The organism is Exiguobacterium sp. s48 (genome assembly GCF_018617395.1).
Taxonomy (GTDB): domain Bacteria; phylum Bacillota; class Bacilli; order Exiguobacteriales; family Exiguobacteriaceae; genus Exiguobacterium.
Window position 1 is genome coordinate 173,317 of sequence record NZ_JACSKC010000003.1, and the last position, 22,748, is coordinate 196,064.

Here is a 22,748-nt window from a genome sequence, read left to right on the forward strand (position 1 = left end):
GGATTCCACCTTTTCATCAAGTTACACGAAATAGTATGCTATAATAGCAACTCTTTGTCACGAACCAAAGGAGCGATTACAAGATGGGTAAATCACGTACAGATACCGCCGGAAAGATGAACGTCCTAAAATCGAGAACGGAATTGCTCTGTCTATCGGTCAATACGCTAGATGAGCATACGACACCTGAAGATTTACATCGCCTGTTAGCCGACATTGATTCGTTGCGCGCCAAAGTTGTGCGTTACGCCAAAGACCTAGAACAATCGTCTCGAAAGGATGAATCAGATTGAAATTAATCACAGGAGATTTTAAAGATGTCACGGTCGAACGACTTGGCATTAATGGAGAAGGCATCGCGACAATTAATCGCATGGTCATCTTCATTCCAAATTTATTGCCGGGAGAACGAGCAAAAGTCGAAATCACGAGGGTAGAAAAAAATTACGCGGAAGCACGTGTCGTCAAGCGCGATAACGATTCGAAAGACCGCGTCAAAGCACCTTGTCCGATTTACGACGAGTGTGGTGGATGTCAAATCCAACATATGAGTTCGCGTTTGCAGATGGAGTATAAGGAAGAAATCGTTCGGAACGCTTTCCGTCAAAAGACAAAACTCAACGTGGACAAATCGGATATCCGTCCGACAATCGGAATGGAAGATCCATGGTATTACCGCAATAAATCACAGTTTCCGCTCGGTACACGCCGTGGGGAAATCGTGTCTGGTCTTTACAAGCCGAATTCGAACCATCTCGTACCAATCGAGCACTGTATGGTTCAACAACGTGACACGACGAATATCAACAATGCGATTGTCCGTATTTTAAACGAACTCGATATTCCCGTCTACGACGCACGCCGTGATACCGGGTATGCGCGTACAATCGTTGTCCGTTCAGGTTATAACACGAATGATGTTCAAGTTGTTCTGGTCGTCGGACACGAAGATGTTCCGGACTTGGATGAGTTGAGTGACCGAATCATGGAATTGCCGAACGTCGTGTCGTTCCATATCAACATCAACGCGAATCGTTCAGGTGTGATCTTTGGTTATCGGACGGTCCATATCGCAGGTCAAGAGAAGATGGATGAACAGCTAGATGATGTCCATTATCATCTGTCACCACGTGCATTCTTCCAGTTGAATCCGGCCCAAACGGAGAAGATGTACCGTGAAGTGGTCGAGGCAGCAGGATTGACGGGTGAAGAACGAGTCATCGATGCGTATGCGGGAGTAGGATCGATTGGTCTTTGGTTAGCTCCATACGCGAAAGAGATTCGCGGGATGGAAGTCGTGCCGGAAGCGGTCGAAGATGCGAATGACCATATGCGTGAAAATGGCTACAATCATGTCATGTATGTAGAAGGACGTGCCGAGCACTGGATTCCACGTTGGGTGAAAGATGGATGGATTCCAGACGTCGTCGTCGTCGACCCGCCACGAACAGGGATGGACCATCAATTGATCAATTCCATCATCTCTTCTAAAACGAAGCGAATCGTTTACGTGTCATGTAACCCACAGACACTCGCGCGTGACGCTGACCAGTTGATGAAGGCGGGATACAAGGTGAATTACGTTCAACCGTATGACATGTTTCCACAAACTTCACACGTCGAATCCGTTGTTGTATTCGAGAAAAAGAAAAAGAAAAAATATTGACGAGTCCGTGAAAAGACTTGCCACGTAAGCGTTTTCACGATATAGTTCAGATGTCAGACTTCTTTTCAAATATAGAAGTGGAGGAACATCCAATGATTTCACAAGAACGCGTACAAGAACTCGTGCATAAAGCGATTGAAGCGAGAAAACGTGCTTATACACCATATTCAAAGTTTAAAGTGGGAGCTGTTGTCATCGATGCAGCCGGAAACGAAGTTTCGGGATGTAACGTAGAAAATGCCTCATATGGTCTATCGATGTGTGCCGAACGCACAGCCATTTTTAAAGCCGTGTCAGAAGGTAGTGACGCGATTGAAACGGTCGTCGTCGTCGGTGACACGGAAGGCCCGATTTCGCCATGTGGTGCGTGTCGCCAAGTGATCGCTGAATTCGCTGGTGAAGACTTCACGTTGATTCTCGCGAACTTGAATGGTGATACGAAAGTGATGACGAAAGAAGAGATGTTACCTTACGGATTTTCACCGAAGGATTTAGCATAACAAGCTGCGGACGTTTGTCCGCAGCTTGTTTAGTTGTCTGTATATTTCTTTTCACTCGAAGATTCATTTTTTGAGTGACGTTTGTTCTTTTCATCTTTTACCCGCTCATTCAATTCCTCGACAGGAATTGGGTCGACGGTCTGCATGCCATCCTCGTCAAAAATACTTTCTTTGTCCGTGTCTACCGCGTCCGGATTATCGAACGGACGTTTCGAGGTAGGTCGTTTCTTTTCCATCCAATCGCCTCCTTCGTCTAGAGATTCCACTACTCGATTCGTTGTAAACGTTTACGCATTTTGTTTTGAGATGATCAATTGGTGGAATGAAGAGTGCATAGTGAAGGAGGGGTTAGGATGGATCGGAAAGTATGGATGGGGATTGTAATCGGTGTCGCAGGCGCGGTGCTCGTTGCCCCAAAAGTGGCAGCACTGCTCTCGCAGCGCGAAGAGGAAGACACGTGGCAGAAGATGGACGAGCGGGAGAGCGTAGACGCGAATCAAGATGAAGCGGAGCAGGGACTCACGCAACTCGATTCAAGTCATCGTGCCGAGTGGCAAGCGAACGGTTTTCCGCAGACGCATGCCGAACGAGAACGACTCGAACAAGAGTCGGTCGAACAATATAAAGGGAAAGATATATAAAATGGCAGCCTCAACGGCTGCCATTTTATATATCGAATGCGTCGTCAGGAAGAAGTGGTAATCCAACTGTGACAGTCGTTCCTTGCCCGACCTCAGAGCTGAAATGAAGGGATCCTTCATGCCGCTCGATGATATGCTTCGCAATGGCCAAACCAAGACCGGTTCCGCCATCTTTTCGTGTCCTTGACTTGTTGACGCGGTAAAATCGTTCCGTCAGCTTCTCTAAATCTTCTTTCGGGATGCCTCGACCTTCGTCACGTATTTCCGTGATCGCATATTCGGTTTCGGCGAACGTCTTCACGTAAATCGTTTTGCCTGCATCCGTATATCGGAGCGCGTTGTCGAGAAGATTGCCGATGACTTGTTCGAGTCGGTCATGGTCACCGAGGATAATCAAGTCGAAGTCTAAATCCGATTCGATCGTCACACCTTTTGCCCGGGCGATCGGTTCGAGCCGATAAAGGACGTCTTCTAGCACTTGGGAGTAGACGACCGGTTCTTTTGTCATCGGGTACGAATCCCGTTCTAGCTGCGCGAGATCGAGCAAGTCCGTGACGAGACGCTGAAGTCGGTTCGTCTCATTCTCAATGATGTCGTAATACTGTGCCCTCGTTTTTTCATCCAATGATTCATTTTGAAGCATTTCGGTATAACCGCGGATGTAGGAGAGTGGCGTGCGAAGTTCATGACTGACGTTAGCCAGAAACTCTTTACGCTGTTCTTCAACGAGTCCGAGCGACTCCGCCATCGAATTGAGCGTGTCCGCCAATTCGCCGATTTCGTCATCGTAGACAATCGGAATGCGGTGGGAGAAATCACCTTGCGCATAGACTTGTGAGGCGCGCTTCATCTGGATGAGTGGTTGGATGATTGTGTCGATGATCTGTTTACCGAAAATGAGCAGGTTCACAATCATGAGAACGAGTAAAAACGTGATCATGAGCCGGATCGGTTGAAACGGTTCACTAATTTTACTGAGTTCCATATAGAGGATCAGGGCATTGTCGAGCTCCCCGTCGCGTATGAGCGGGAAGGCGGTCATTAAAATGTCGACATCCTCGGTCGGGTGCTTTCGGGTCACTGAAATCGCATAACCGTCCTGTAGCCGTTCGAGGTCTTGTTGTCTTAAAAATGTTTTTCCTGACCCGAGTGAATCTTCTCGAACCGACGAAAGGAACACCTTGGTTTCCGTCAATTCGTTCGTATACGTCATACTGTCTGCAAATGCATCCGAGAATCCGTCTGCCTTATAGATGGTGACAAGTTTCTCTCCGCGATTTTTGAGCAGTTCTTCTTGCGTCTGGATATAGAATTTATCGTACAGATAAAACGTCATAATCAGAAACACGAACGCTGAGAAGAGACTGGCTGTCCAAATGGTTATCCAAATCCGCTTCCGGATCGTGTATCGTTTCATCCGTTCGCCTCGAATTTATAGCCAATCCCCCATACCGTTTGAATATAACCACCTGCTTCGCCAAGTTTCAGGCGTAACGTCTTAATATGCGTGTCGACCGTTCGGAGATTCCCGTGGTACTCCGTTCCCCAAATTTGATCGAGTAACTGCTCACGAGAAAATACCTTTTCATCATTTGTGATGAACAAGTAGAGCAAGTCAAACTCTTTACGAGTCAAGTTCACCGTTTTTCCTTTCACGCTGACGGAGCGCCCCTGGATATCAATCGAAAGAACGCCAACGTCAAATGTCGCTTCTTGTTCTTTTGAGAAGCTGTGTGTACGTCGCAATGTCGCTTCGATTCGAGCGAGTAATTCGCGTGGACTAAACGGCTTTGTAATATAGTCATCTGCCCCGATTTTTAGACCGTGGATTCGATCGAGCTCTTCTGAACGTGCCGTCAACAAAATAATCGGTACATTTGAAAACTCGCGAATTCGCATGCAGGCCGTCAATCCATCAAGTTCGGGCATCATGACATCGAGCAAGACGAGGTGGAATGTTTCCTCCTTTAGCCGGGCGATCGCTTCAAGACCGTTTGAGGCGGTGACCGTCTCATACCCTTCTTTTTCTAAATTTGATACAAGTAAATCTCGCATTTGTTCTTCGTCATCAGTTACGAGGATACGGAACATTGATTCTGACATATGCCATTCTCCTTTACAAAACAGTTAACGGGAGTTGTGATGAATCCCTCATACCTTTATCATACCTAACTCTTCGAATTAGAACAGATTTATTCGACTCCGACAAGTTACCTCCATCAAATCCACACAAAAAAGCCACAAAAAAGCCAATTCTTTGACAGAATTGGCTCATGCTTCGAGTTGTGCCTCGAAAGGTACTTCGTATTCCGGGACGTGGAGGGCATGCAAATACAGTTGGAAACTCGATTTGGATACCTCATATAGTACGTATTCAACGTCACCTTGGTTGATCTCTGCAAGTAATTCGGAACGAATCTCGTTTGCGCAAAATGCATAAGGTAACTTTTCTGCGGCAGCAATCGACCGTTCATTCGATTTACGGATCTTTAAAAATACACTTTCAATATCAAGTTCAAAGAAAAGTTCTGAGAAGAATGATTCCTTTGCCACTTGATTATAACCTTTGCCGTGATATGGCTTGCCAAGCCACGTACCAAGGAATCCATAGCCAGATTCGACATCAAACAAGCTGATTGTCCCGATTGGGGTGCCATACTCGTTCGTGATGGTACGTGAGATGATTTTTCCTTGCTCCTCTAGCTCGATGATTTGCTTCGTGCTAAATAAAAACTCGTCAAAGTGGACCGTATTTTGACGGACATACGGAAAGACATCTGGGTGTTGCATCAGTTCGAACAACTCCGCGCAGTCGGTGAGCTCACGAAATTTGAGCACCTTTACATTCCTCCTCCTATTTCAGACCGCTGAAGAATAGTCGTAACGAAAGCATACTTCTGGCTTCGCTGTTCGAACCGCCTTGGCTGCTTTATGAAGTTACAAGATAATTTTATATAGTATTTTTAAAAAAGCAAGTAAATTATGCGTAAAAACGTTATGAAAAATAATGAAAATTATTCGACCTCGTGATGTGATTCAGCGCGGTCTGTTTTATAGACAATTTCACCGTTCACAATCGTCATAATCGGCTTGGATAAGTAGTCGAGTGGGAAATGACTCCACAGCACGAGATCGGCGTCTTTTCCGACTTCGAGAGATCCTATCCGATCTTCAACACCGAGTGACTCTGCTGGATTGATTGTGATTCCTCGTAACGCGACATCGACAGGTAACCCTTCACGTGCCGCAAGTCCGGCACACAAATTTAAGTACTGGACAGGTGTATACGGATGGTCGGTCGTAATGGAGACGGACATGCCATGCTCATGAAGAATCCGATAAGTTTCCCACGTCTTATTTTGTAACTCGATTTTTGACTTGCGTGTAAATGTCGGGCCAACGGTGACATGTTTCACACCGAGTTCCTGTAACTTTTCTGCAACGAGATGCCCTTCCGTACAATGTTCGATTCGGTAGTCAAGGTTGAACTCATGCGCGAAACGGACGACAGAAAGAATATCGTCTGCACGGTGCGCATGTACGCGAATCGGCATTTCGCGGTCGAGAGCGAGTTGAATCATTTGGCTACCAAACGTTCCGATTGTTTTCGTCGATCCGACAGTTCGGAACGCTTCACGCAACAACCCCATGATCCCCATTCGTGTCAGGTCTCCTGTTTTCCCCATGCTATGAATGCGTTTCGGGTTTTCGCCGAGTGCCATCTTCAGTCCGGCATGACGACGGACGATCATATCGTCAATGTAGCGACCGTGAGTTTTGATGACGCTAGTCACACCACCGATGACATTCATACTTCCAGGCATGACCTGGACAGCGGTCACACCTGCCATCAGTGCTTCCTCAAACCCTTCGTCAAGTGGATACACGCCATCGATCGCACGGGCATGTGGGGTCATCGCCTCGACCGTTTCGTTCGCATCGTTCCCGACAGACCCTGTCCCTTCATCGTATAAACCAAGATGGGTATGGGCATCGATGAAACCGGGGAATAAAAAGTTTCCTTCTGCCTCGATCACGTGCTCTCCATCCAGTGGTTCGAGCAATTCGGCCATTTCGACAATTTTTCCATCGCGGACACGAAGGTCTCCATAAAAATGTGATGCGGTGATCGGGTAAATATGGGCGTTTCGAATAAGTAAGTGACTCAATCTTCATTCTCCTTAAGCTTCGTGTAATAGTTGTGTGAGCGCAGGTTCAAGCGTTTCGTATCGGAATTCAAATCCATGTTGCAATGCCTTCGTTGGAACGACTTTCGCCCCTTCTAGGACGATGACACTTTTTTCACCAAGGACAAGCTCCATCATTGGAGCAGGTGCCGGGATCCAATGAGGACGATGCATGACTTTCGCAATTGTCTTTCCGAATTCATTCATCGTGACGGGTGTAGGTGCGGTTCCGTTGACGGGACCTTCAATGGAATCGGTTTCGATGACGTGTACGAACAAGCGAACGAGATCATCTAAATGAATCCACGGGACCCACTGCTTACCTGACCCAATTTTACCACCGACCCCGAATTGATAGGGAAGTTTCATGAGTGGGAAGGCGCCACCATCATTGGATAAGACGACACCGGTACGCATCGTCACGAGACGAACGCCTAAGTCACGTATCGGTTCTGCTTCCTGTTCCCAAAGGACACACACATTACCGAGGAAATTGGTCCGTGTCGGTAATGGCGTTTCTTCTGAATAGGTAATGGAGCGGTCTTCACCGTAAATACCGATGGCCGAACCACTGACGACGACCTGTGGTTTTTGTTTCAACTGTTGAATGATCCGGACGACTTCTTTCGTTCCCTCAATCCGGCTTTGAAGGATGGCTTGTTTTTGTTTATGGGTCCATCGTCCGTCGTTGATAGAAGCACCGGCCAAATGGATGAACGCGTCCGTTCCCTCGAGTTCTTCCTCTGGTTTACTATTCGGTGTCAACCATTCGATAAAGGACACCCCGCGATGACGAGGGCGTGGATGACGCGTCAATACGACGACTTGATGCCCGGCATCGGCTAATGCACGGACGAGTGGTTGACCGATGAGTCCGGTCCCACCAGTGATTGCGATTTTCATGAAATTCCCTCCGATATCATGTGTTGTTTCTAAAATGGGTATAAGTCAGTATATCCAATATGAATACCCTTTCTTCTAACTTATCAAAAATCCTTTACGTTTCTTGAACGTGATATGTTAGAAACATGGAATGGAGGGGAGTCGTTATGAAAATTGCGAAGTTCACGACCCAAAAAAAGAATCAAGATCGACTGAACGTCTTCATTGAGCGTGAGGGGAAAGAAGAGTTTGCGTTCGCCATCGATGTTGATGTGTTCATCAAGTATGGGCTCACAAAAGGAATGGAGCTCGAAGACGATTTTGTTCAAGACGTCCTTGAGGCGGAGGAAGCTCAGAAGGCCTATAAGTTAGCCATCAATTATTTATCGTATCGAATGCGCGCCATCTCAGAGGTACGCGACTACCTTGTGAAGAAGGAGTTGAGCGAATCGGCGATCAAACATGCCATCACGCGACTGAAAGAGCAGCGTTACTTGAATGATGCCGAATTCGCGAAAGCGTACGTTCAAACGAAATTCAATACGAGTCCGAGTGGACCGATCAAAATCAAACGGGAACTGGAGCAACTCCAGATTTCACCAGACGTCATCGAATCGGTATTGTCGTCAATCACGCACGAAGAACGCGTTGAGAAGGCCGGAAAGTTCATAAAACGGAAACAAATGGAAACAAATCGCCGTTCTGCCACAGAAGTGCAACAAAGAATTCAACAAACCCTGATGCAAAGGGGGTTTACCTTTGATATTATTTCAGAGGCGATTCAAACTTTTTGGGAAGAAGAGGACGAGGATGTCGAGATTGCGGCATGTCTGAAGCAGGCTGAAAAGTTGAATCGGAAGTTCAGCGGGTATGATGCGTTCGAGCGCAAGCAGCGCATGAAGATGCAGCTTCGGCGCAAAGGATTTCCGTATGATGTGATTGAACGTACGTTAGAGAGACTCGTTGAAGAAGAATCGTGATGGGACATCTGTTTACGGTAGGGGAAAACACGAAAAGGTGGTTCTACAATGACGATTTTTGAATGGATTACAGCACTAACACCGATTGTGGCCGTGCTCATCTTATTGGTCATTATGCGTTTACCTGCATCAGTAGCCATGCCCTTGTCACTCGTGACGACGGCGATTTTAGCATTCTTCGTTTGGCAATTGGATGCGACTCGAATCATGGCGGCGACGCTACAAGGACTCGTCATCGCCGTGACGACAGTATGGATTGTCTATGGTGCGATTGGGATGATGAATACGATGAAAGAAGGGGGCGGGATGAATGCGATTCGCTCTGGATTCGTCAACATCACACCCGACCCGCGTATTCAAGTTCTGATTGTAGGTTGGCTGTTCGTTTCATTCATTGAAGGGGCTTCAGGGTTTGGTACACCGGCGACGGTTGCGGCACCGCTCTTGATGGCGCTCGGTTTTCCACCGATTGCCGCTGTCGTCATCGCACTGTCTGCGGACGTATCAGCCGTCACATTCGGTGCGGTCGGGACACCGGCACTCATCGGGATCGGGAATGGTCTTTCGCTCGACGTGAACCAGCCCGAGTCGATTGAGTTTATTACAGATGTCGTCTTGCAGACTGTATTGATCGATATGGTGGTCGGTCTATTCATTCCATTTATTTTGATTTTGATGTTAACCCGTTTCTTCAGTAAGGAGAAGTCGATTAAACCGGCACTCGAAGTATTTCCAATCGCAATCGTGGCCGCGCTATTGTACAGCGTGCCTGCGTACATTTGGACACTCATCCTCGGATTTGAATTCGGTGGGATGCTTGGTGGACTAACGGGTCTCGTCATCCTCGTCGCAATGGCTCGTAAAGGAATCTTCATGCCGAAGCGCGTATGGACGTTCGATGGATATGCGGATGAAGTAGAACCTTCAGCTGAAAAAACGACCTCGAAATCCAACCCTCGTGAACTACCTCAATGGAAAGCGTGGGCACCTTACCTTATTCTAACTGTTTTCTTGATTTTAACGCGTATTGTTCCGTTTTTAAACGAGTTAACACGCAGCGTCCGCATCGACCTTCAGAACATACTAGGTGTCGAAGGAATCTCAACTTCTTGGGAACCGTTCTATTCACCAGGATTCATGTTTATATTGACCATCATCGTCACATTCTTCCTACACAACATGAGTTGGTCACAAGTGACGTCGGTCTTTAAGTCGACGACGCTTGGAGTCGTCGGCACAGCAATCACGTTAGCGGCTTCTGTTCCAATGGTCCGTATCTTCATCCACTCCGAAAATGGTGGTGCCGGACTTGAGTCTATGCCGGTCGAACTTGCAACGGCAGCTGCTGATACGTTCGGTGGGGTATGGCCGCTTGTCGCACCGTGGATCGGGGCGCTCGGTGCCTTCGTCTCGGGATCGGCGACCTTCTCAAACATGATGTTTTCAAGTTTAACGACAAACGTAGCAGAGTCTGTCGGACTTAACGAGACACTCGCCTTATCGATGCAGATGGCAGGGGCGAACGCAGGGAACATGATCTGTGTGTTGAACGTCGTAGCGGTGGCTTCCGTTGCGGGACTGCTCGGTAAAGAGGGGACCATCATTCGATACACGCTCATGCCGATGATTTATTACGTCACGGCAACAGGGGTCATTGGTCTCGTTTTGGGCATGTTTTTCTTAAACTAAATCAAGTTACAATTTTTTTACAAAATAATGTTGACAATTTTCAGAACAGTCTGCTAAGGTTTGAGTAGATTTTAAAACAATGAAACGAGAGGAGCCAGAATGATGAACAACATTGTACTTACAAACACACTCAAAACATCATATGGCTACTCGTATTTGACTGCGTGACTTTGGCAGCTGGATAGGGGTAGTGTCCTTTCCCTGACCATGCAAAAGACTGAAGACTACTTCAAGCGCGCTTCATTTGATTGGTTGCACAATCAGGTGGAGTGCGCTTTTTTGCGTGTTCGGATGGATTGGGCGGAAGGGGGAAATCAGTCATGAAACTGATTAAACAATTGGATTGGTTTATTAAAAGACAGAAACGGACGTATGTGATTGCGATCATCTTACTGATCATCACAGGGGTTGTAGACATGCTACCACCTTGGATTATAGGACGGGCGATTGATGCGATTCGTGAAGGAAGTTTGACGACAGAACGATTGATTTTAATCGTGTCATCGTTACTCGGCATCATGGTGTTGTCGTACGTGATGTCGTACTTGTGGATTGCCCGACTCTTCGGGACAGCCTTTTTACTTGAAAAGAAATTGAGAGGTCGCTTCTTCGGTCACCTCCTCAAACAGACACCGCGCTTTTATCAGCAGCATCGTACGGGTGACTTGATGGCACTTGCGACGAATGACTTGAAAGCGGTGGAGCGGACAGCGGGATTTGGGGTCATGACATTGGTCGACTCGTTCAACATGACGCTCATCGCATTGACGATCATGGGCGTGTTCATCGATTGGAAGTTGACGCTTGCGGCACTTTTGCCGATGCCAATTCTCGCTTGGTCGATGAATAAACTTGGTAGCCAGATTCATACGCGCTTTACGGCAGCCCAGGATTCGTTCGGAGTGATGAACGACCAAGTCGTCGAATCCATCTCCGGTCTTCGAGTCGTACGTTCATTCGTCCAAGAAGAGGCGGATACGAAAAAATTTGATGACATCACAGATGATGTGTTGGAGAAAAATATGCACGTCGCAAAAATTGACGTCTTGTTTGAACCGGTTATCAAGTTGCTCGTTGGACTCAGCTATTTGATTGGTCTTTCGTTTGGGACGTACCTCGTCTTTACGAACGACATTACGCTCGGTCAACTCGTCTCGTTCAACATTTATTTAGGGATGCTCATTTGGCCGATGTATGCCTTCGGGGAACTCATCAACGTCGTCCAACGCGGAACGGCAAGCTTGGAACGAATTGAATCGACGATGAATGAGGTGCCAGACGTATCCTCTACGGGTACGTTGCACATCGACGTTCCTGAGAAAATCACATTTAAATCACTCTCATTCCGTTATCCGAATGCGAATCGTGATTCGTTAGAAGACATCGTCCTACACGTCTCACGTGGTGAAACGATTGGGGTCGTTGGACCGACCGGGGCCGGCAAGACGACGTTACTCCGTCAGTTACTTCGGGAGTATCCGATTGACGATTCGCTTCTCGTGAACGGGGTTCCGATTTCGGACATTAAACTTGAAACGGTTCGCGGATGGAGTGGGTATGTCTCGCAAGAGCATCTCCTGTTCTCGAAAACGGTTCGCGATAACATTCGTTTCGGCGTAGACGATGTATCGGATGAAGCGCTCGAGACGGCGATTCACCTCGCTGCGTTTGATACGGACATCGAACACTTGGAGAACGGGCTCGATACCGTTGTCGGGGAGCAAGGGGTCATGCTATCGGGTGGACAAAAGCAACGTCTGTCGATTGCACGAGCGCTACTCAAAAATCCTGAGATTCTGCTTCTTGACGATTCACTCTCGGCAGTCGATGCGAAGACAGAATCGCGCATTATCGATTCCGTTCGCACGAGTCGTGAGGCGAAGACGACCTTTATCGTCGCACACCGTCTTTCTGCCGTGGCGCATGCCGATCAAATCCTCGTCCTTCAAGATGGACGAGTCACCGAGCGCGGTACTCATGACCAACTGATGGAACGCCAAGGTTGGTATTATGAACAATTTATTCGACAAGGAGAGTCGGAGTAATCCGGGAAAGGGGGAATCTCTCATGATCGATCAATATGAATTAGATCCAGTCCGTCGGAAGAAAACGATCCGTTCACTCGTTGGGTATGCCAAGCAAGTGAAACGTTCGATCTTCCTCGGATTGACATTACTCTTTTTAGCGGTCGGTGCAGAACTTGCCGGACCGTATATCGCCAAAATCATTATCGATGAGCATATCGTCGCCATCGAACGTGACTGGGTTCAAGTTGAATCTGGCGGCAGTGTTTCCTTTGATGGGGACTCATATGAGAAAGAAACAAGACTCGATGGACAGGACGTGATTCAGCCCGTCTCAATCGTTCAGACGACCGATGGGTACTATCTCGTTCCCGATGCGGTTATGAGCGGAGGGGTCCGAGACGTCGAAGGAGACGTGCTGACGATTACAAGAGGTGACGAGTCGGCGACGTATGAAAATATTGTCTCGCTCTCGTCGACCGATGTGTTCCAGTTTTATCAGACGGACTTGCGAGCGGTGCTTCTCTTATCGGGACTTTATGTCGTTCTATTGCTACTCGCCGCCGGATTGAACTGGGGACAACAGATGCTCTTACAACGATCGGCGCATAGTATCGTGAAAACAATGCGCCTTGACGTGATGAAGCATTTGCAAACCATTCCGGTCCGCTATTTTGATCAAACCCCAATCGGGAAAATTGTCAGTCGTGTCACGAATGACACGGAGACGATTCGAGACCTATATTTAGGGGTTCTCGCTCGCGTCTTCCAAAGTGTCGTCATGATGATCGGGGTATTGATTGCGATGTTCTTCCTAGATGTGCGTCTAGGACTCGTCTCGCTCATTATCATTCCGGTCGTTATCGTCTGGATCAAGTTGTTCCAACGTTTCTCGACGGAGAATAACTTCCGTGTCCGTGCTCTCGTTGCGGATATGAACGCGCAGTTGAACGAGAGCATTCAAACGATGCCAATCATTCAATCGTACGTCCGTGAAGACCTCGTTTACGACGAGTTTAACGAGAAAAACAGTGACAACTTTCAAACGAGACGAAAGTTGTTGAAATTGGATGCATTGATGAGTCATAACCTCGTCAACTTCTTCCGGAACATGGCGCTCGCTTTACTCATCTGGTTTGTCGGGGCGCAAACGCTCGGGACGGGTAGTGTACTGACGCTTGGGATTTTGTATGCGTATATCGATTACGTCTCGCGAATTTTTGAGCCTGTGACACAAATCATGAACCAATTGTCGCCACTCCAACAGGCGCTTGTCTCGGCCGACCGGATGTTCCAACTGCTCGACGAGAAAGGGGAGCCGGTCTCGTCAGAACGTCTTCCGCGCTTTAAAGGGGAAGTCGTCTTTGATGATGTGACTTTCAGTTATGAAGCCGGTAAGCCGGTATTGCAACAGATTGAGCTCCATGCCGCTCCTGGTGAGACGGTCGCACTCGTTGGACATACGGGGAGTGGGAAGAGTTCAATCATGAACTTGCTCATGCGCTTCTACGATCCATCTGCCGGAGTTCTTCGGATTGATGGCATGGACGTGACGAAACTACCGACGCAGGCGGTGCGAGACCATCTCGGGATCGTCTTACAAGACCCGTTCCTATTCACGGGAACGATTCGCACGAACGTCACACTTGGCGATGAGACAATCACGGATGAACAAGTGTGGAAAGCACTCACAGCCGTCGGGGCGGATCGTTTCGTGAAGCAGCTGCCAAAAGGTATTGATGAGCCGGTGATTGAGCGTGGAGCTTCTCTCTCGAGTGGGGAACGTCAGTTGATCAGTTTCGCCCGCGCCCTCGTCTTTGACCCAGCGATCCTCGTCCTCGATGAGGCGACAGCGAGTGTCGACTCGGAGACGGAGGCATTGATTCAAGAGGCACTCAAAACCCTCACGTACGGTCGAACGACGTTTGTCATCGCCCACCGTCTCTCGACCATTCGGGAAGCGGATCAGATTCTCGTCCTCGACCACGGTCGAATCATCGAGCGAGGCAATCACCAGTCGCTCATCGAATTCGGTGGTGTTTACGCTCGAATGCACGAGTTACAAAGTAAGCAACAAGCAATCAGTTAAAACGGTTATAGGTAGGAAATCTAGTCGACATCGATTCGTTCATCGTCTAGTATCAACCGAACAATCTAACCATCACACAACTTCAAGGCGAACTGAGTAATATACTCAGTCTCGCCTTTTTCTTTTTATGCAAAATCTGATACGCTTACATCGAGGTGAACGAAATGGAAAAGCGCTTAAGTGACTTATCGAAATATGAGTTAGAGCAAGAGATTCAAGCATTACACGAACGGAAACGGAAGGCTGAACAAATGGGCATGGTCAGTGAAATCGAAGTCGTCCTTCGACGGATTGCGATTGCCGAAAGCTATTTGATCGACCCGACATCGTTCCGTCCTGGTGAAACATATGTCGTCAACTACAATAATCAACCGTTCCGTTTAAAATTCGTCAACGGTGTCATGGGCTGGGGGACGTTTGAAGGGGACATGACAGAACGGGCCATCCCCCTCTCTGAACTGTCGGAGGTGAAACGATGAATCGAAACGAACAGTATGAGCGACTCGCGGCCATTTTAAAAGAGAAAAATGACGTATTGAACGATACGGAAGCCATCACATGGGTCGAAGTGCTATGGGAAGATTTTGAGACATCACTCGCCAAGGCAGGCGAACCGTATCCAGGGGAGGCGAAGGCGTTCCAGTACGTCATTCAACAGATTGATGCATACGGTGCACAGCTCCATTTGTTCCAAACAAAAAACGAGAAGTTTAAGCACTTGATGTCAAAACGAAATTTACATTGAATCACGTCCGGTGCGACGTGATTTTTTATTTGCAATTCTCATTCAGTTCGTTATAATGAAGGTCGCTAATAGTTTGCTTTTAAGTATAGTATAGATAAACTTTCTTTAGTTGAACTCATGTTTCACTAAACTAGAAGGAGGCGTTCAGTCGTTGGAAGTAGGTCAAAACATTAAGCGACTCCGGATTAAAAAAGGATTGACCCAAGAAGAGTTGGCGGAGCGCACGGATTTGAGTAAGGGATATATTTCTCAAATCGAACGGGATTTAAGCTCCCCTTCACTCGAGACGTTATTTGATTTATTAAGTGTTCTTGGAAGTTCTCCGAAAGAGTTCTTCGATGAAGACTTGAATCAAAAAGTCGTATACACGGTCGACGATCGCACCACGTATACAGATGAAGAACGGAAATATCGGACGGAATGGCTCATTCCAGAATCGAATGAAAAAGAGATGGAACCGATTCTCGTCACGTTCTTCAAACATGGTGAATTTAAACAATATGAACCTTCCCGTTCAGAGACACTCGTATACGTCTTATCTGGTAAAGTGGCTCTCAAATTAGGGAATCACACGTATTTCGCCAAGGCAGGGGAAACGATGTATTATGTCGCCTCGGATTCACATCAGCTCGTCAACGACAATGACGGTGAGAGTGAATGCCTCATTGTAGCGACCCATTCGTATTTATAAGTCAATAGAGGAGGAAACAGCATGAATGCAGAGACAATGATTCGCTTTGACCGTGTGTCTAAGCGATACGACGATACCGTCGTTCTAGAAGATATCAGTTTTGAGATTGAGCGTGGAAAGTTTTATACGCTTCTCGGTCCATCGGGATGTGGGAAGACAACGATTTTACGATTGATCGCCGGATTTACCGATGCAACTGAAGGGGATATTCACTTCAGTGGTAAACGAATCAACGATGTGCCGGCCAACAAACGACAAGTGAATACCGTGTTCCAAGACTATGCGCTGTTTCCTCATTTAAACGTATTTGAGAATGTCGCGTTCGGTCTCCGGATTAAAAAGTTAAAAGAGGCAGACGTGAAAGCGAAAGTGGAACAAGCCCTCAAATTTGTCAACTTAGAAGGATATGGCTCACGTGAAATCGATGAGATGTCCGGAGGGCAGCGCCAACGAGTCGCCATCGCCCGTGCAATCGTGAACGAGCCGGAAGTCATCCTCCTCGACGAACCCCTTTCTGCCTTAGACTTAAAACTACGGACAGAAATGCAGTATGAACTTCGTGAGTTACAGCAACGCCTTGGCATCACATTCATCTTCGTCACACACGACCAAGAAGAAGCACTCGCCATGTCGGATGAGATTTTCGTCATGAACAACGGAAAAATTGTTCAAAGCGGGACACCGACTGATATTTATGACGAACCGATCAACCGTTTCGTCGCCGACTTTATCGGAGAATCAAATATCGTTCCGGGTGTCATGCCAGAAGACAACGTCGTCACGTTCGCTGGTAAAACGTTCGACTGTGTCGACCAAGGGTTCGACCGCAATGAAAAAGTCGAGGTCATCATTCGCCCAGAAGACTTGGAGATGACATCGATCGATGCGGCGAAACTTGTCGTCGACGTCGATTCTCAATTGTTCCGAGGTGTTCATTACGAGATTTGCTGTTACGACCAAGAAGGGAACGAATGGCTTGTCCATTCGACGAAGAAATCGATTGTCGGATCGAAAATCGGATTGACGTTTGATGAAGAAGCCATTCACGTCATGCGTTTAGGGGAGACGGAAGAAGAGTTCGATCGTCGTCTCGAATCCTATGAGGAGGTCCCTCATGAATCAAACTAATCAGACCGCAAAGACGGTATATTTGACGACCTATTGGATTTGGATCGCCTTGTTCGTCATCGCACCACTCTTTCTCGTCGTCTATTATTCTTTCTTTGATATCGAAGGGAACTTGAGTTTAGAGAACTATCAAACGTTCTTCACGTCGACGTATTTAACGATGACGCTGTCTTCGTTTTGGTACGCGTTCCTCATTACGTTCTTCTCGCTACTTGTCGGGTATCCGACGGCTTACTTGTTGACAAAGACGAAGCATAAACAGCTTTGGCTCTTGCTCATCTTGCTGCCGTCTTGGATTAACCTATTGTTAAAAGCGTATGCGTTCCTTGGTATTTTTGGAACGTACGGGATTACGAATCAGTTTTTAGAGGCAATTGGAATTGGTACGAAACAGATCCTCTTCACGGACTTCAGTTTCGTTTTCGTCTCGGTATACATCTTCATCCCGTTCATGATTTTGCCAATCTATAACGCGATCGAGAAGTTGCCGCCATCACTCGTTTATGCGTCACGAGACTTAGGTGCATCAAACTGGACGACGTTCCGACGCGTCATTTTCCCGTTAACGCTTGACGGCGTCAAGTCGGGAATTCAAATCGTCTTTATTCCGGCGTTGTCGCTCTTCATGATCACACGCCTGATTGCTGGAAACCGTGTCATCACGCTCGGGACAGCGATTGAACAACAATTCCTCGTTACGCAAAACTGGGGGATGGGATCCACGATTGCCGTCTTCTTAATCTTGGCGATGGTTCTCGTCATGGTCATCACGCGTGACTGGGGTGCGAAAGGAGCGGTGCGTCGATGAAACGCAAACGATTCAAACTATCAAACCTATATTTGGCGGCCGTCTTCTTTATTCTATATGCGCCAATTCTTTACTTGGTGTTCTACTCGTTCAATAGTGGTGGAACGATGAGTAACTTCGAAGGCTTCACCCTTGAATGGTACAAGTCGCTCTTCACGGATACGAGACTTCTCGTTATCGTCTTGAACACAATCGTCATTGCGCTACTCTCGGCGACCATTTCGACCGTGCTTGGCGTCATCGGGGCGCTCGCCATTTATACGGCGAAACAAAAATATACGAAGACATCCCTCTTATCATTGAACAACGTCTTGATCGTCAGTCCGGACGTTATCATCGGGGCATCATTTTTGATTCTCTTCACGATGCTCGGGATTCAGTTAGGCTTTTATTCGGTCCTCTTGTCGCACATCGCCTTCTCGGTTCCGATTGTCGTCATCTTGGTGTTACCGAAACTCCAAGAGATGAGTCCGACGTTGATTGATGCCTCACGTGACCTAGGTGCGAGTACGTGGGACGTATTGACGAAAGTCATTTTGCCATATATCACGCCAGGTGTATTTGCCGGATTCTTCACGGCACTCACATACTCCTTAGATGATTTTGCGGTGACGTTCTTCGTGACGGGGAACGGATTTACGACGCTCGCTGTAGAAGTTTATTCACGGGCACGTCAAGGCATCTCGCTTGAAATCAATGCGTTATCTGCCATCTTGTTCGTCTTTACGCTCATTCTTGTCATCGGTTATTATGTGTTGGCACAACGAGGATCAAAGGAGGTTAGACGATGAAAAAACTAGTCATCATGCTGGCTGTCCCTTTAATTGTCAGCTTCGGTCTTCTTCTTTGGATTCAGCAGTTGAATGCCGCACAAGGCTTCGGTGGCGACAACACGCTTGTCGTCTATAACTGGGGAGACTACATCGATGAAGACTTGATTGGGGAGTTCGAAGAGCAGAGCGGGTTGAAGGTCGTTTACCAAACATTCGATTCGAACGAAGCGATGCTCACGAAAATTGAGCAAGGTGGTACGGCCTTTGATGTCGCCGTCCCATCCGATTATGCAATCAGCAAGATGAGAGAAGAGAACTTGCTTCTCCCGATCGATTACGACAAACTTGAGAATTTCGACAACATCGACCCTCGTTTTCTCGATAAATCGTTCGACCCTGGTAACAAGTACTCAGTCCCTTATTTCTGGGGAACGGTCGGGATTGTCTATAATCCCGAACTAGTCGACGGTGAGATCACCTCGTGGAACGACTTATGGGAGATGCCCCTTAAAAACGATATCCTTCTTGCGGACGGGACTCGAGAAGTGATGGGCTTCGGCTTGAACTCGCTCGGGTACTCCCTCAATACGACGAACAAAGATGAGTTGATTGAGGCGGAAGAAAAGTTAACGACGCTTTGGCCAAACATTAAGGCCATCGTCGGAGACGAGATCAAAATGTTGATGGCGAACCGTGAAGCGGCGGCAGCCGTCGTCTGGTCTGGGGATGCGTCGGAAATCATGTATGAGAATGAAGAACTGACGTATGTCATCCCGGAAGAGGGGACGAATCTATGGTTCGATAACCTTGTCATTCCGAATACGGCACAAAACGTGGACGGGGCGCATCAGTTCATCGACTTCATGTTAGATGCTGAAATCGCAGCACGTAACACGGATTACGTTGGATATTCGACTCCGAACGAGGCAGCACTTGAGTTCTTGGATGAAGAAGTGACGTCAGACGAGCGGTTCTATCCGTCTCGTGAAGTGACACAAGATCTTGAAGTGTACGAAAACCTCGGGAAGCGTATGAACGCTTACTATAACGAATTGTATTTACGCTTTAAAATGCAGAGTAAATGACGAAACATCCCCGCGTTCATGATGAGTGCGGGGATGTTTGTTTACTGCTTGATCGTCGATTTGATGTCTTCGATATGTTTCAAGGTGACAGCTGCATCGACTTGCGTGAAGGAAGTGAGTACTTCGTATAGTCGTAATTGTTCATCATGATCAAAGACGAAATCCTGATAGGTGATCAGCTGTTTAGCCCATTGTTGCCGATTCAGGACAGGAACATCAGGTGATTCGATTTGTTTGAGCGTCGAGCGGTTGCTGAACACAATCCAGGAATGGAGGTGTGTACGGTCTAGTCCAAGCACTTGCTCGATGGCTTTAAGATGCAATTCATTTTGTTTGATCGGATTGAAGAAGCGATGCTTTTTTCGACGAGGGAGGGTCTGTGTCCAATATTGGTCACGTGCCCGACCGAATATCCATCCACTATAATTTTTGGATTCGATGACATGAACGCCAGCCTGATTGATGAAGACGACGTCAATTTCTGTTGTGCGACCTTGTTTCGATGGATGTGGCAAATAGAGGTTCGTCAAAATCAGGGGTTGAAAGAATTTTGACTCGATTTCTGCCACGCATAAATATTCTCCGAATAGACCGGTATCCTGGACCACTTTGAAGTAGGAGTGCCGAGTTTGTTGGGCATACTGACTGTTTTGATAACGTTTGATCTTATAGACGATGATGAGTGTGAGGATTAAAAAAATGGGTGCAAATATGCTGATTAAAATAACCAAAATACTTTCTAACCATTCTGTTAGCAATGAAGCCATCGAATCCCTCCCTTTTTATCTACTATACAAAAAAGAAACGTATATAATATGTAATTTTTTAGCAATGGGGATAATCGTTTTTTTCAAATGATAAAGGACCCATCGAAACGGGTCCCTTCAGTCATGCTTCACGTTTTAATGCGTCACGCTCTTCTTCTGTAAAGACTCGAGAACGTCCTAAAAATCGTTTCCCTTCGACACCCTCGAGAGAAAACATGCCACCCCGACCATCGACCACATCGATGATCAGTTGTGTATGTTTCCAATAATCATACTGTTTCTCGTGGATATAGAACGGTGTCTCTCCGATCTCCCCAAGGAGTACATCGTGGTCACCAATCATAAACTCGTCACGAGGGAAGCACATTGGTGCACTCCCATCGCAGCAGCCTCCTGATTGGTGAAAGAGAAGGGGACCGTGTTTTGATTTTAGACGCTCGATGAGTTCGAGCGCGGCGGGGGTGGCCTCGACTCGTTTTACCATCTTAAAAGAACCCGAGCTTTTGTTCGCTGTAGCTGACGAGCATGTTTTTCGTCCGTTGATAATGACCGAGCATCATCTTATGGTTCTCGCGACCAATCCCAGACATTTTATACCCACCGAATGCAGCATGTGCCGGGTATGAATGGTAGCAGTTGATCCAAACACGACCTGCTTGAATTTCACGACCGAAACGATAAGCGCGGTTCATGTCACGAGTCCACACGCCTGCCCCGAGTCCGTAAAGCGTATCGTTCGCGATGGCGAGTGCTTCCGCATCATCTTTGAACGTCGTCACCGAAAGGACCGGTCCGAAAATTTCTTCTTGGAAGATCCGCATCTTGTTATGACCTTTGAAGATCGTCGGTTGAATGTAGTACCCATCCGCGAGATCTCCGTCCATCATGTTTCGCTCTCCACCGATTAGGCATTCTGCGCCCTCTTCTTTCCCGATTTGGAGATAAGATAGGATTTTCTCCATCTGTTCGTTCGATGCTTGTGCACCCATCATAACGTCTGAATCGAGCGGATTGCCGAGTTTGATTGCTTTGACGCGCTCAAGCACGCGTTCCATGAACTTGTCATAAATCGACTCTTGAATCAATGCACGAGACGGACATGTACAAACTTCTCCTTGATTCAAGGCGAACATGACGAGACCTTCAATCGCTTTATCAAAGAAATCGTCATCCGCGTCCATGATGTCGGCAAAGAAGATGTTTGGTGACTTTCCACCGAGCTCAAGCGTGACCGGGATGATATTTTGAGAAGCGTATTGCATGATTAGGCGACCCGTCGTCGTCTCACCGGTGAAGGCGACTTTATCGACACGGTCGCTCGACGCGAGTGGTTTCCCGGCTTCGAGTCCGAAACCGTTTACGATATTGACGACACCAGGTGGTAATAAGTCTTCAATCAGTTCCATGAGGACGAGGATGGAAGAAGGTGTTTGTTCGGCCGGTTTTAACACGACGCAGTTTCCGGCAGCGAGGGCTGGAGCGAGTTTCCAAACAGCCATTAGAATCGGGAAGTTCCACGGAATAATTTGTGCGACGACCCCTAGCGGCTCGTGGAAGTGATAGGCGACCGTATCGTGATCGAGTTCACTGATACCACCTTCTTGAGAGCGGATGACTCCAGCGAAGTAACGGAAGTGATCGATGGCGAGTGGAAGGTCAGCGTTGAGCGTTTCACGAACAGCCTTCCCATTTTCCCATGTTTCCGCGTAGGCAAGCATCTCAAGGTTCTCTTCCATACGGTCTGCAATTTTATTTAAGATGACAGAACGCTCCGTGACGGACGTTTTGCCCCAATCGTCTTTGGCTGCATGAGCGGCATCTAAAGCAAGTTCTACATCTTCTTTCGTTGAGCGGGCGACTTCACATAATACTTTCCCATTCACAGGGGACGTGTTTTCAAAGTATTCTCCACCAGCTGGCGCGGTCCACTTTCCGTTAATATAGTTCTCATAACGGTCCTTAAACTGTACTTTCGTTCCTGCTGAGTTCGGTACTTCATAAATCATGATCGTTCCTCCCTTTTCATACGAGATAGAGGAGTTATGTATGCGCTTACATTTTTAAGTAAGCGAACGACTCCCTTTTTCATCGTA

At 47.4% G+C, this 22,748-nt stretch carries 24 protein-coding genes; 15 read left to right on the plus strand and 9 right to left on the minus strand.

Features of this window, described 5'->3' with window-relative positions; all coding sequences use genetic code 11:
- Positions 1-83 precede the first annotated feature (83 nt).
- The 3 genes from KNO66_RS12940 to KNO66_RS12950 are packed head-to-tail and all read left to right on the plus strand — an operon-like array spanning position 84 to position 2,166.
- Positions 84-293, plus strand: coding sequence for a hypothetical protein (locus tag KNO66_RS12940; protein ID WP_015880867.1), 210 nt, complete (start codon positions 84-86; stop codon positions 291-293).
- Positions 290-1,666 (plus strand): 23S rRNA (uracil(1939)-C(5))-methyltransferase RlmD, encoded by a 1,377-nt coding sequence (rlmD, locus tag KNO66_RS12945; RefSeq protein ID WP_214742859.1) that lies wholly within the window; start codon positions 290-292, stop codon positions 1,664-1,666. The genes KNO66_RS12940 and rlmD overlap by 4 nt, the downstream gene beginning before the upstream one ends.
- Positions 1,667-1,716: 50 nt before the next feature.
- Entirely contained in the window at positions 1,717-2,166 is a 450-nt protein-coding gene (locus tag KNO66_RS12950; RefSeq protein WP_214742860.1) for a cytidine deaminase, read from the plus strand.
- 29 nt (positions 2,167-2,195) lie between these two features.
- Here the strand turns inward: KNO66_RS12950 and KNO66_RS12955 are convergent, their stop codons facing one another.
- Entirely contained in the window at positions 2,196-2,402 is a 207-nt protein-coding gene (locus KNO66_RS12955; RefSeq protein ID WP_214742861.1) for a hypothetical protein, read from the minus strand.
- A 117-nt stretch (positions 2,403-2,519) separates the two neighbouring features.
- On the opposite strand from KNO66_RS12955, the gene KNO66_RS12960 reads away from it, so the two are divergent.
- Complete coding sequence (locus KNO66_RS12960) at positions 2,520-2,807, plus strand: hypothetical protein (protein WP_214742862.1); 288 nt, start codon at positions 2,520-2,522, stop codon at positions 2,805-2,807.
- Between the two features lie 25 nt (positions 2,808-2,832).
- Here KNO66_RS12960 and KNO66_RS12965 read toward each other — a convergent pair whose 3' ends face one another.
- The 5 genes from KNO66_RS12965 to KNO66_RS12985 form a co-directional block, all read right to left on the minus strand.
- Positions 2,833-4,224, minus strand: a complete 1,392-nt coding sequence (locus tag KNO66_RS12965) for a sensor histidine kinase (RefSeq protein WP_214742863.1) — start codon at positions 4,222-4,224, stop codon at positions 2,833-2,835.
- A complete protein-coding gene (locus KNO66_RS12970) occupies positions 4,221-4,910 on the minus strand; it encodes a response regulator transcription factor (RefSeq protein WP_214742864.1) in 690 nt (229 codons plus the stop codon). Before KNO66_RS12970 ends, KNO66_RS12965 begins: the two co-directional genes overlap by 4 nt.
- 168 nt (positions 4,911-5,078) lie before the next feature.
- Positions 5,079-5,645, minus strand: a complete 567-nt coding sequence (locus KNO66_RS12975; RefSeq protein ID WP_214742865.1) for a GNAT family N-acetyltransferase — start codon at positions 5,643-5,645, stop codon at positions 5,079-5,081.
- A gap of 176 nt (positions 5,646-5,821) precedes the next feature.
- Positions 5,822-6,976 carry an amidohydrolase gene (locus KNO66_RS12980; protein ID WP_214742866.1) on the minus strand — a complete coding sequence of 385 codons (1,155 nt, stop codon included), beginning with the start codon at positions 6,974-6,976 and terminating at the stop codon, positions 5,822-5,824.
- A 12-nt stretch (positions 6,977-6,988) separates the two neighbouring features.
- Complete coding sequence (locus tag KNO66_RS12985; RefSeq protein WP_214742867.1) at positions 6,989-7,897, minus strand: TIGR01777 family oxidoreductase; 909 nt, start codon at positions 7,895-7,897, stop codon at positions 6,989-6,991.
- Positions 7,898-8,043: 146 nt separating this feature from the next.
- Between KNO66_RS12985 and recX the strand changes: the two genes are divergently transcribed.
- The 11 genes from recX (at position 8,044) to KNO66_RS13040 (ending at position 19,888) form a co-directional block, all read left to right on the plus strand.
- Positions 8,044-8,856: a recombination regulator RecX gene (gene recX / locus KNO66_RS12990; RefSeq protein WP_214742868.1), complete on the plus strand. Its 813-nt coding sequence runs from the start codon at positions 8,044-8,046 to the stop codon at positions 8,854-8,856.
- Positions 8,857-8,904: 48 nt separating this feature from the next.
- Positions 8,905-10,545, plus strand: coding sequence for an L-lactate permease (locus tag KNO66_RS12995; protein ID WP_214742869.1), 1,641 nt, complete (start codon positions 8,905-8,907; stop codon positions 10,543-10,545).
- Between the two features lie 320 nt (positions 10,546-10,865).
- Entirely contained in the window at positions 10,866-12,590 is a 1,725-nt protein-coding gene (locus tag KNO66_RS13000) for an ABC transporter ATP-binding protein (protein WP_214742870.1), read from the plus strand.
- Positions 12,591-12,612: 22 nt separating this feature from the next.
- A complete protein-coding gene (locus KNO66_RS13005; RefSeq protein ID WP_214742871.1) occupies positions 12,613-14,658 on the plus strand; it encodes an ABC transporter ATP-binding protein in 2,046 nt (681 codons plus the stop codon).
- A 164-nt stretch (positions 14,659-14,822) separates the two neighbouring features.
- A complete protein-coding gene (locus tag KNO66_RS13010; RefSeq protein ID WP_214742872.1) occupies positions 14,823-15,137 on the plus strand; it encodes a YfhH family protein in 315 nt (104 codons plus the stop codon).
- Entirely contained in the window at positions 15,134-15,403 is a 270-nt protein-coding gene (locus tag KNO66_RS13015; protein WP_214742873.1) for a YfhJ family protein, read from the plus strand. The genes KNO66_RS13010 and KNO66_RS13015 overlap by 4 nt, the downstream gene beginning before the upstream one ends.
- 151 nt (positions 15,404-15,554) lie before the next feature.
- A complete protein-coding gene (locus tag KNO66_RS13020) occupies positions 15,555-16,094 on the plus strand; it encodes a helix-turn-helix domain-containing protein (RefSeq protein ID WP_214742874.1) in 540 nt (179 codons plus the stop codon).
- Positions 16,095-16,115: 21 nt separating this feature from the next.
- Positions 16,116-17,222 carry an ABC transporter ATP-binding protein gene (locus KNO66_RS13025; protein ID WP_214742875.1) on the plus strand — a complete coding sequence of 369 codons (1,107 nt, stop codon included), beginning with the start codon at positions 16,116-16,118 and terminating at the stop codon, positions 17,220-17,222.
- On the plus strand, positions 17,209-18,030 hold the full coding sequence (locus tag KNO66_RS13030) for an ABC transporter permease (protein WP_214742876.1): 822 nt from the start codon (positions 17,209-17,211) through the stop codon (positions 18,028-18,030). The genes KNO66_RS13025 and KNO66_RS13030 overlap by 14 nt, the downstream gene beginning before the upstream one ends.
- The gene (locus tag KNO66_RS13035; protein WP_074037704.1) at positions 18,027-18,821 is read left to right on the plus strand and encodes an ABC transporter permease; all 795 of its coding nucleotides are present in this window, start codon (positions 18,027-18,029) and stop codon (positions 18,819-18,821) included. Before KNO66_RS13030 ends, KNO66_RS13035 begins: the two co-directional genes overlap by 4 nt.
- Positions 18,818-19,888 (plus strand): ABC transporter substrate-binding protein, encoded by a 1,071-nt coding sequence (locus tag KNO66_RS13040; protein WP_214742877.1) that lies wholly within the window; start codon positions 18,818-18,820, stop codon positions 19,886-19,888. The genes KNO66_RS13035 and KNO66_RS13040 overlap by 4 nt, the downstream gene beginning before the upstream one ends.
- A gap of 41 nt (positions 19,889-19,929) precedes the next feature.
- On the opposite strand, the gene KNO66_RS13045 is transcribed toward KNO66_RS13040, so the two are convergent.
- The 3 genes from KNO66_RS13045 to adh form a co-directional block, all read right to left on the minus strand.
- The gene (locus KNO66_RS13045; RefSeq protein WP_214742878.1) at positions 19,930-20,655 is read right to left on the minus strand and encodes a nuclease-related domain-containing protein; all 726 of its coding nucleotides are present in this window, start codon (positions 20,653-20,655) and stop codon (positions 19,930-19,932) included.
- Positions 20,656-20,776: 121 nt separating this feature from the next.
- On the minus strand, positions 20,777-21,139 hold the full coding sequence (locus KNO66_RS13050; protein WP_214742879.1) for a DUF779 domain-containing protein: 363 nt from the start codon (positions 21,137-21,139) through the stop codon (positions 20,777-20,779).
- 1 nt (position 21,140) lies between these two features.
- Positions 21,141-22,661 (minus strand): aldehyde dehydrogenase, encoded by a 1,521-nt coding sequence (gene adh, locus KNO66_RS13055; protein WP_214742880.1) that lies wholly within the window; start codon positions 22,659-22,661, stop codon positions 21,141-21,143.
- Positions 22,662-22,748: the final 87 nt, after the last annotated feature.

Coding starts and splice junctions, on each gene's coding strand:
- KNO66_RS12960 (WP_214742862.1), top strand. CDS start 2,520: ATGGATCGGAAAGTATGGATGGGGATTGTAATCGGTGTCGCAGGCGCG.
- adh (WP_214742880.1), bottom strand. CDS start 22,661: ATGATTTATGAAGTACCGAACTCAGCAGGAACGAAAGTACAGTTTAAG.
- KNO66_RS12950 (WP_214742860.1), top strand. CDS start 1,717: ATGTCAGACTTCTTTTCAAATATAGAAGTGGAGGAACATCCAATGATT.
- KNO66_RS13025 (WP_214742875.1), top strand. CDS start 16,116: ATGAATGCAGAGACAATGATTCGCTTTGACCGTGTGTCTAAGCGATAC.
- KNO66_RS12970 (WP_214742864.1), bottom strand. CDS start 4,910: ATGTCAGAATCAATGTTCCGTATCCTCGTAACTGATGACGAAGAACAA.
- KNO66_RS13040 (WP_214742877.1), top strand. CDS start 18,818: ATGAAAAAACTAGTCATCATGCTGGCTGTCCCTTTAATTGTCAGCTTC.
- KNO66_RS13000 (WP_214742870.1), top strand. CDS start 10,866: ATGAAACTGATTAAACAATTGGATTGGTTTATTAAAAGACAGAAACGG.
- KNO66_RS13005 (WP_214742871.1), top strand. CDS start 12,613: ATGATCGATCAATATGAATTAGATCCAGTCCGTCGGAAGAAAACGATC.
- KNO66_RS13015 (WP_214742873.1), top strand. CDS start 15,134: ATGAATCGAAACGAACAGTATGAGCGACTCGCGGCCATTTTAAAAGAG.
- KNO66_RS12955 (WP_214742861.1), bottom strand. CDS start 2,402: ATGGAAAAGAAACGACCTACCTCGAAACGTCCGTTCGATAATCCGGAC.
- KNO66_RS13030 (WP_214742876.1), top strand. CDS start 17,209: ATGAATCAAACTAATCAGACCGCAAAGACGGTATATTTGACGACCTAT.
- KNO66_RS13010 (WP_214742872.1), top strand. CDS start 14,823: ATGGAAAAGCGCTTAAGTGACTTATCGAAATATGAGTTAGAGCAAGAG.
- recX (WP_214742868.1), top strand. CDS start 8,044: ATGAAAATTGCGAAGTTCACGACCCAAAAAAAGAATCAAGATCGACTG.
- KNO66_RS12985 (WP_214742867.1), bottom strand. CDS start 7,897: ATGAAAATCGCAATCACTGGTGGGACCGGACTCATCGGTCAACCACTC.
- KNO66_RS12965 (WP_214742863.1), bottom strand. CDS start 4,224: ATGAAACGATACACGATCCGGAAGCGGATTTGGATAACCATTTGGACA.
- KNO66_RS13045 (WP_214742878.1), bottom strand. CDS start 20,655: ATGGCTTCATTGCTAACAGAATGGTTAGAAAGTATTTTGGTTATTTTA.
- KNO66_RS12940 (WP_015880867.1), top strand. CDS start 84: ATGGGTAAATCACGTACAGATACCGCCGGAAAGATGAACGTCCTAAAA.
- KNO66_RS12995 (WP_214742869.1), top strand. CDS start 8,905: ATGACGATTTTTGAATGGATTACAGCACTAACACCGATTGTGGCCGTG.
- KNO66_RS13035 (WP_074037704.1), top strand. CDS start 18,027: ATGAAACGCAAACGATTCAAACTATCAAACCTATATTTGGCGGCCGTC.
- KNO66_RS13050 (WP_214742879.1), bottom strand. CDS start 21,139: ATGGTAAAACGAGTCGAGGCCACCCCCGCCGCGCTCGAACTCATCGAG.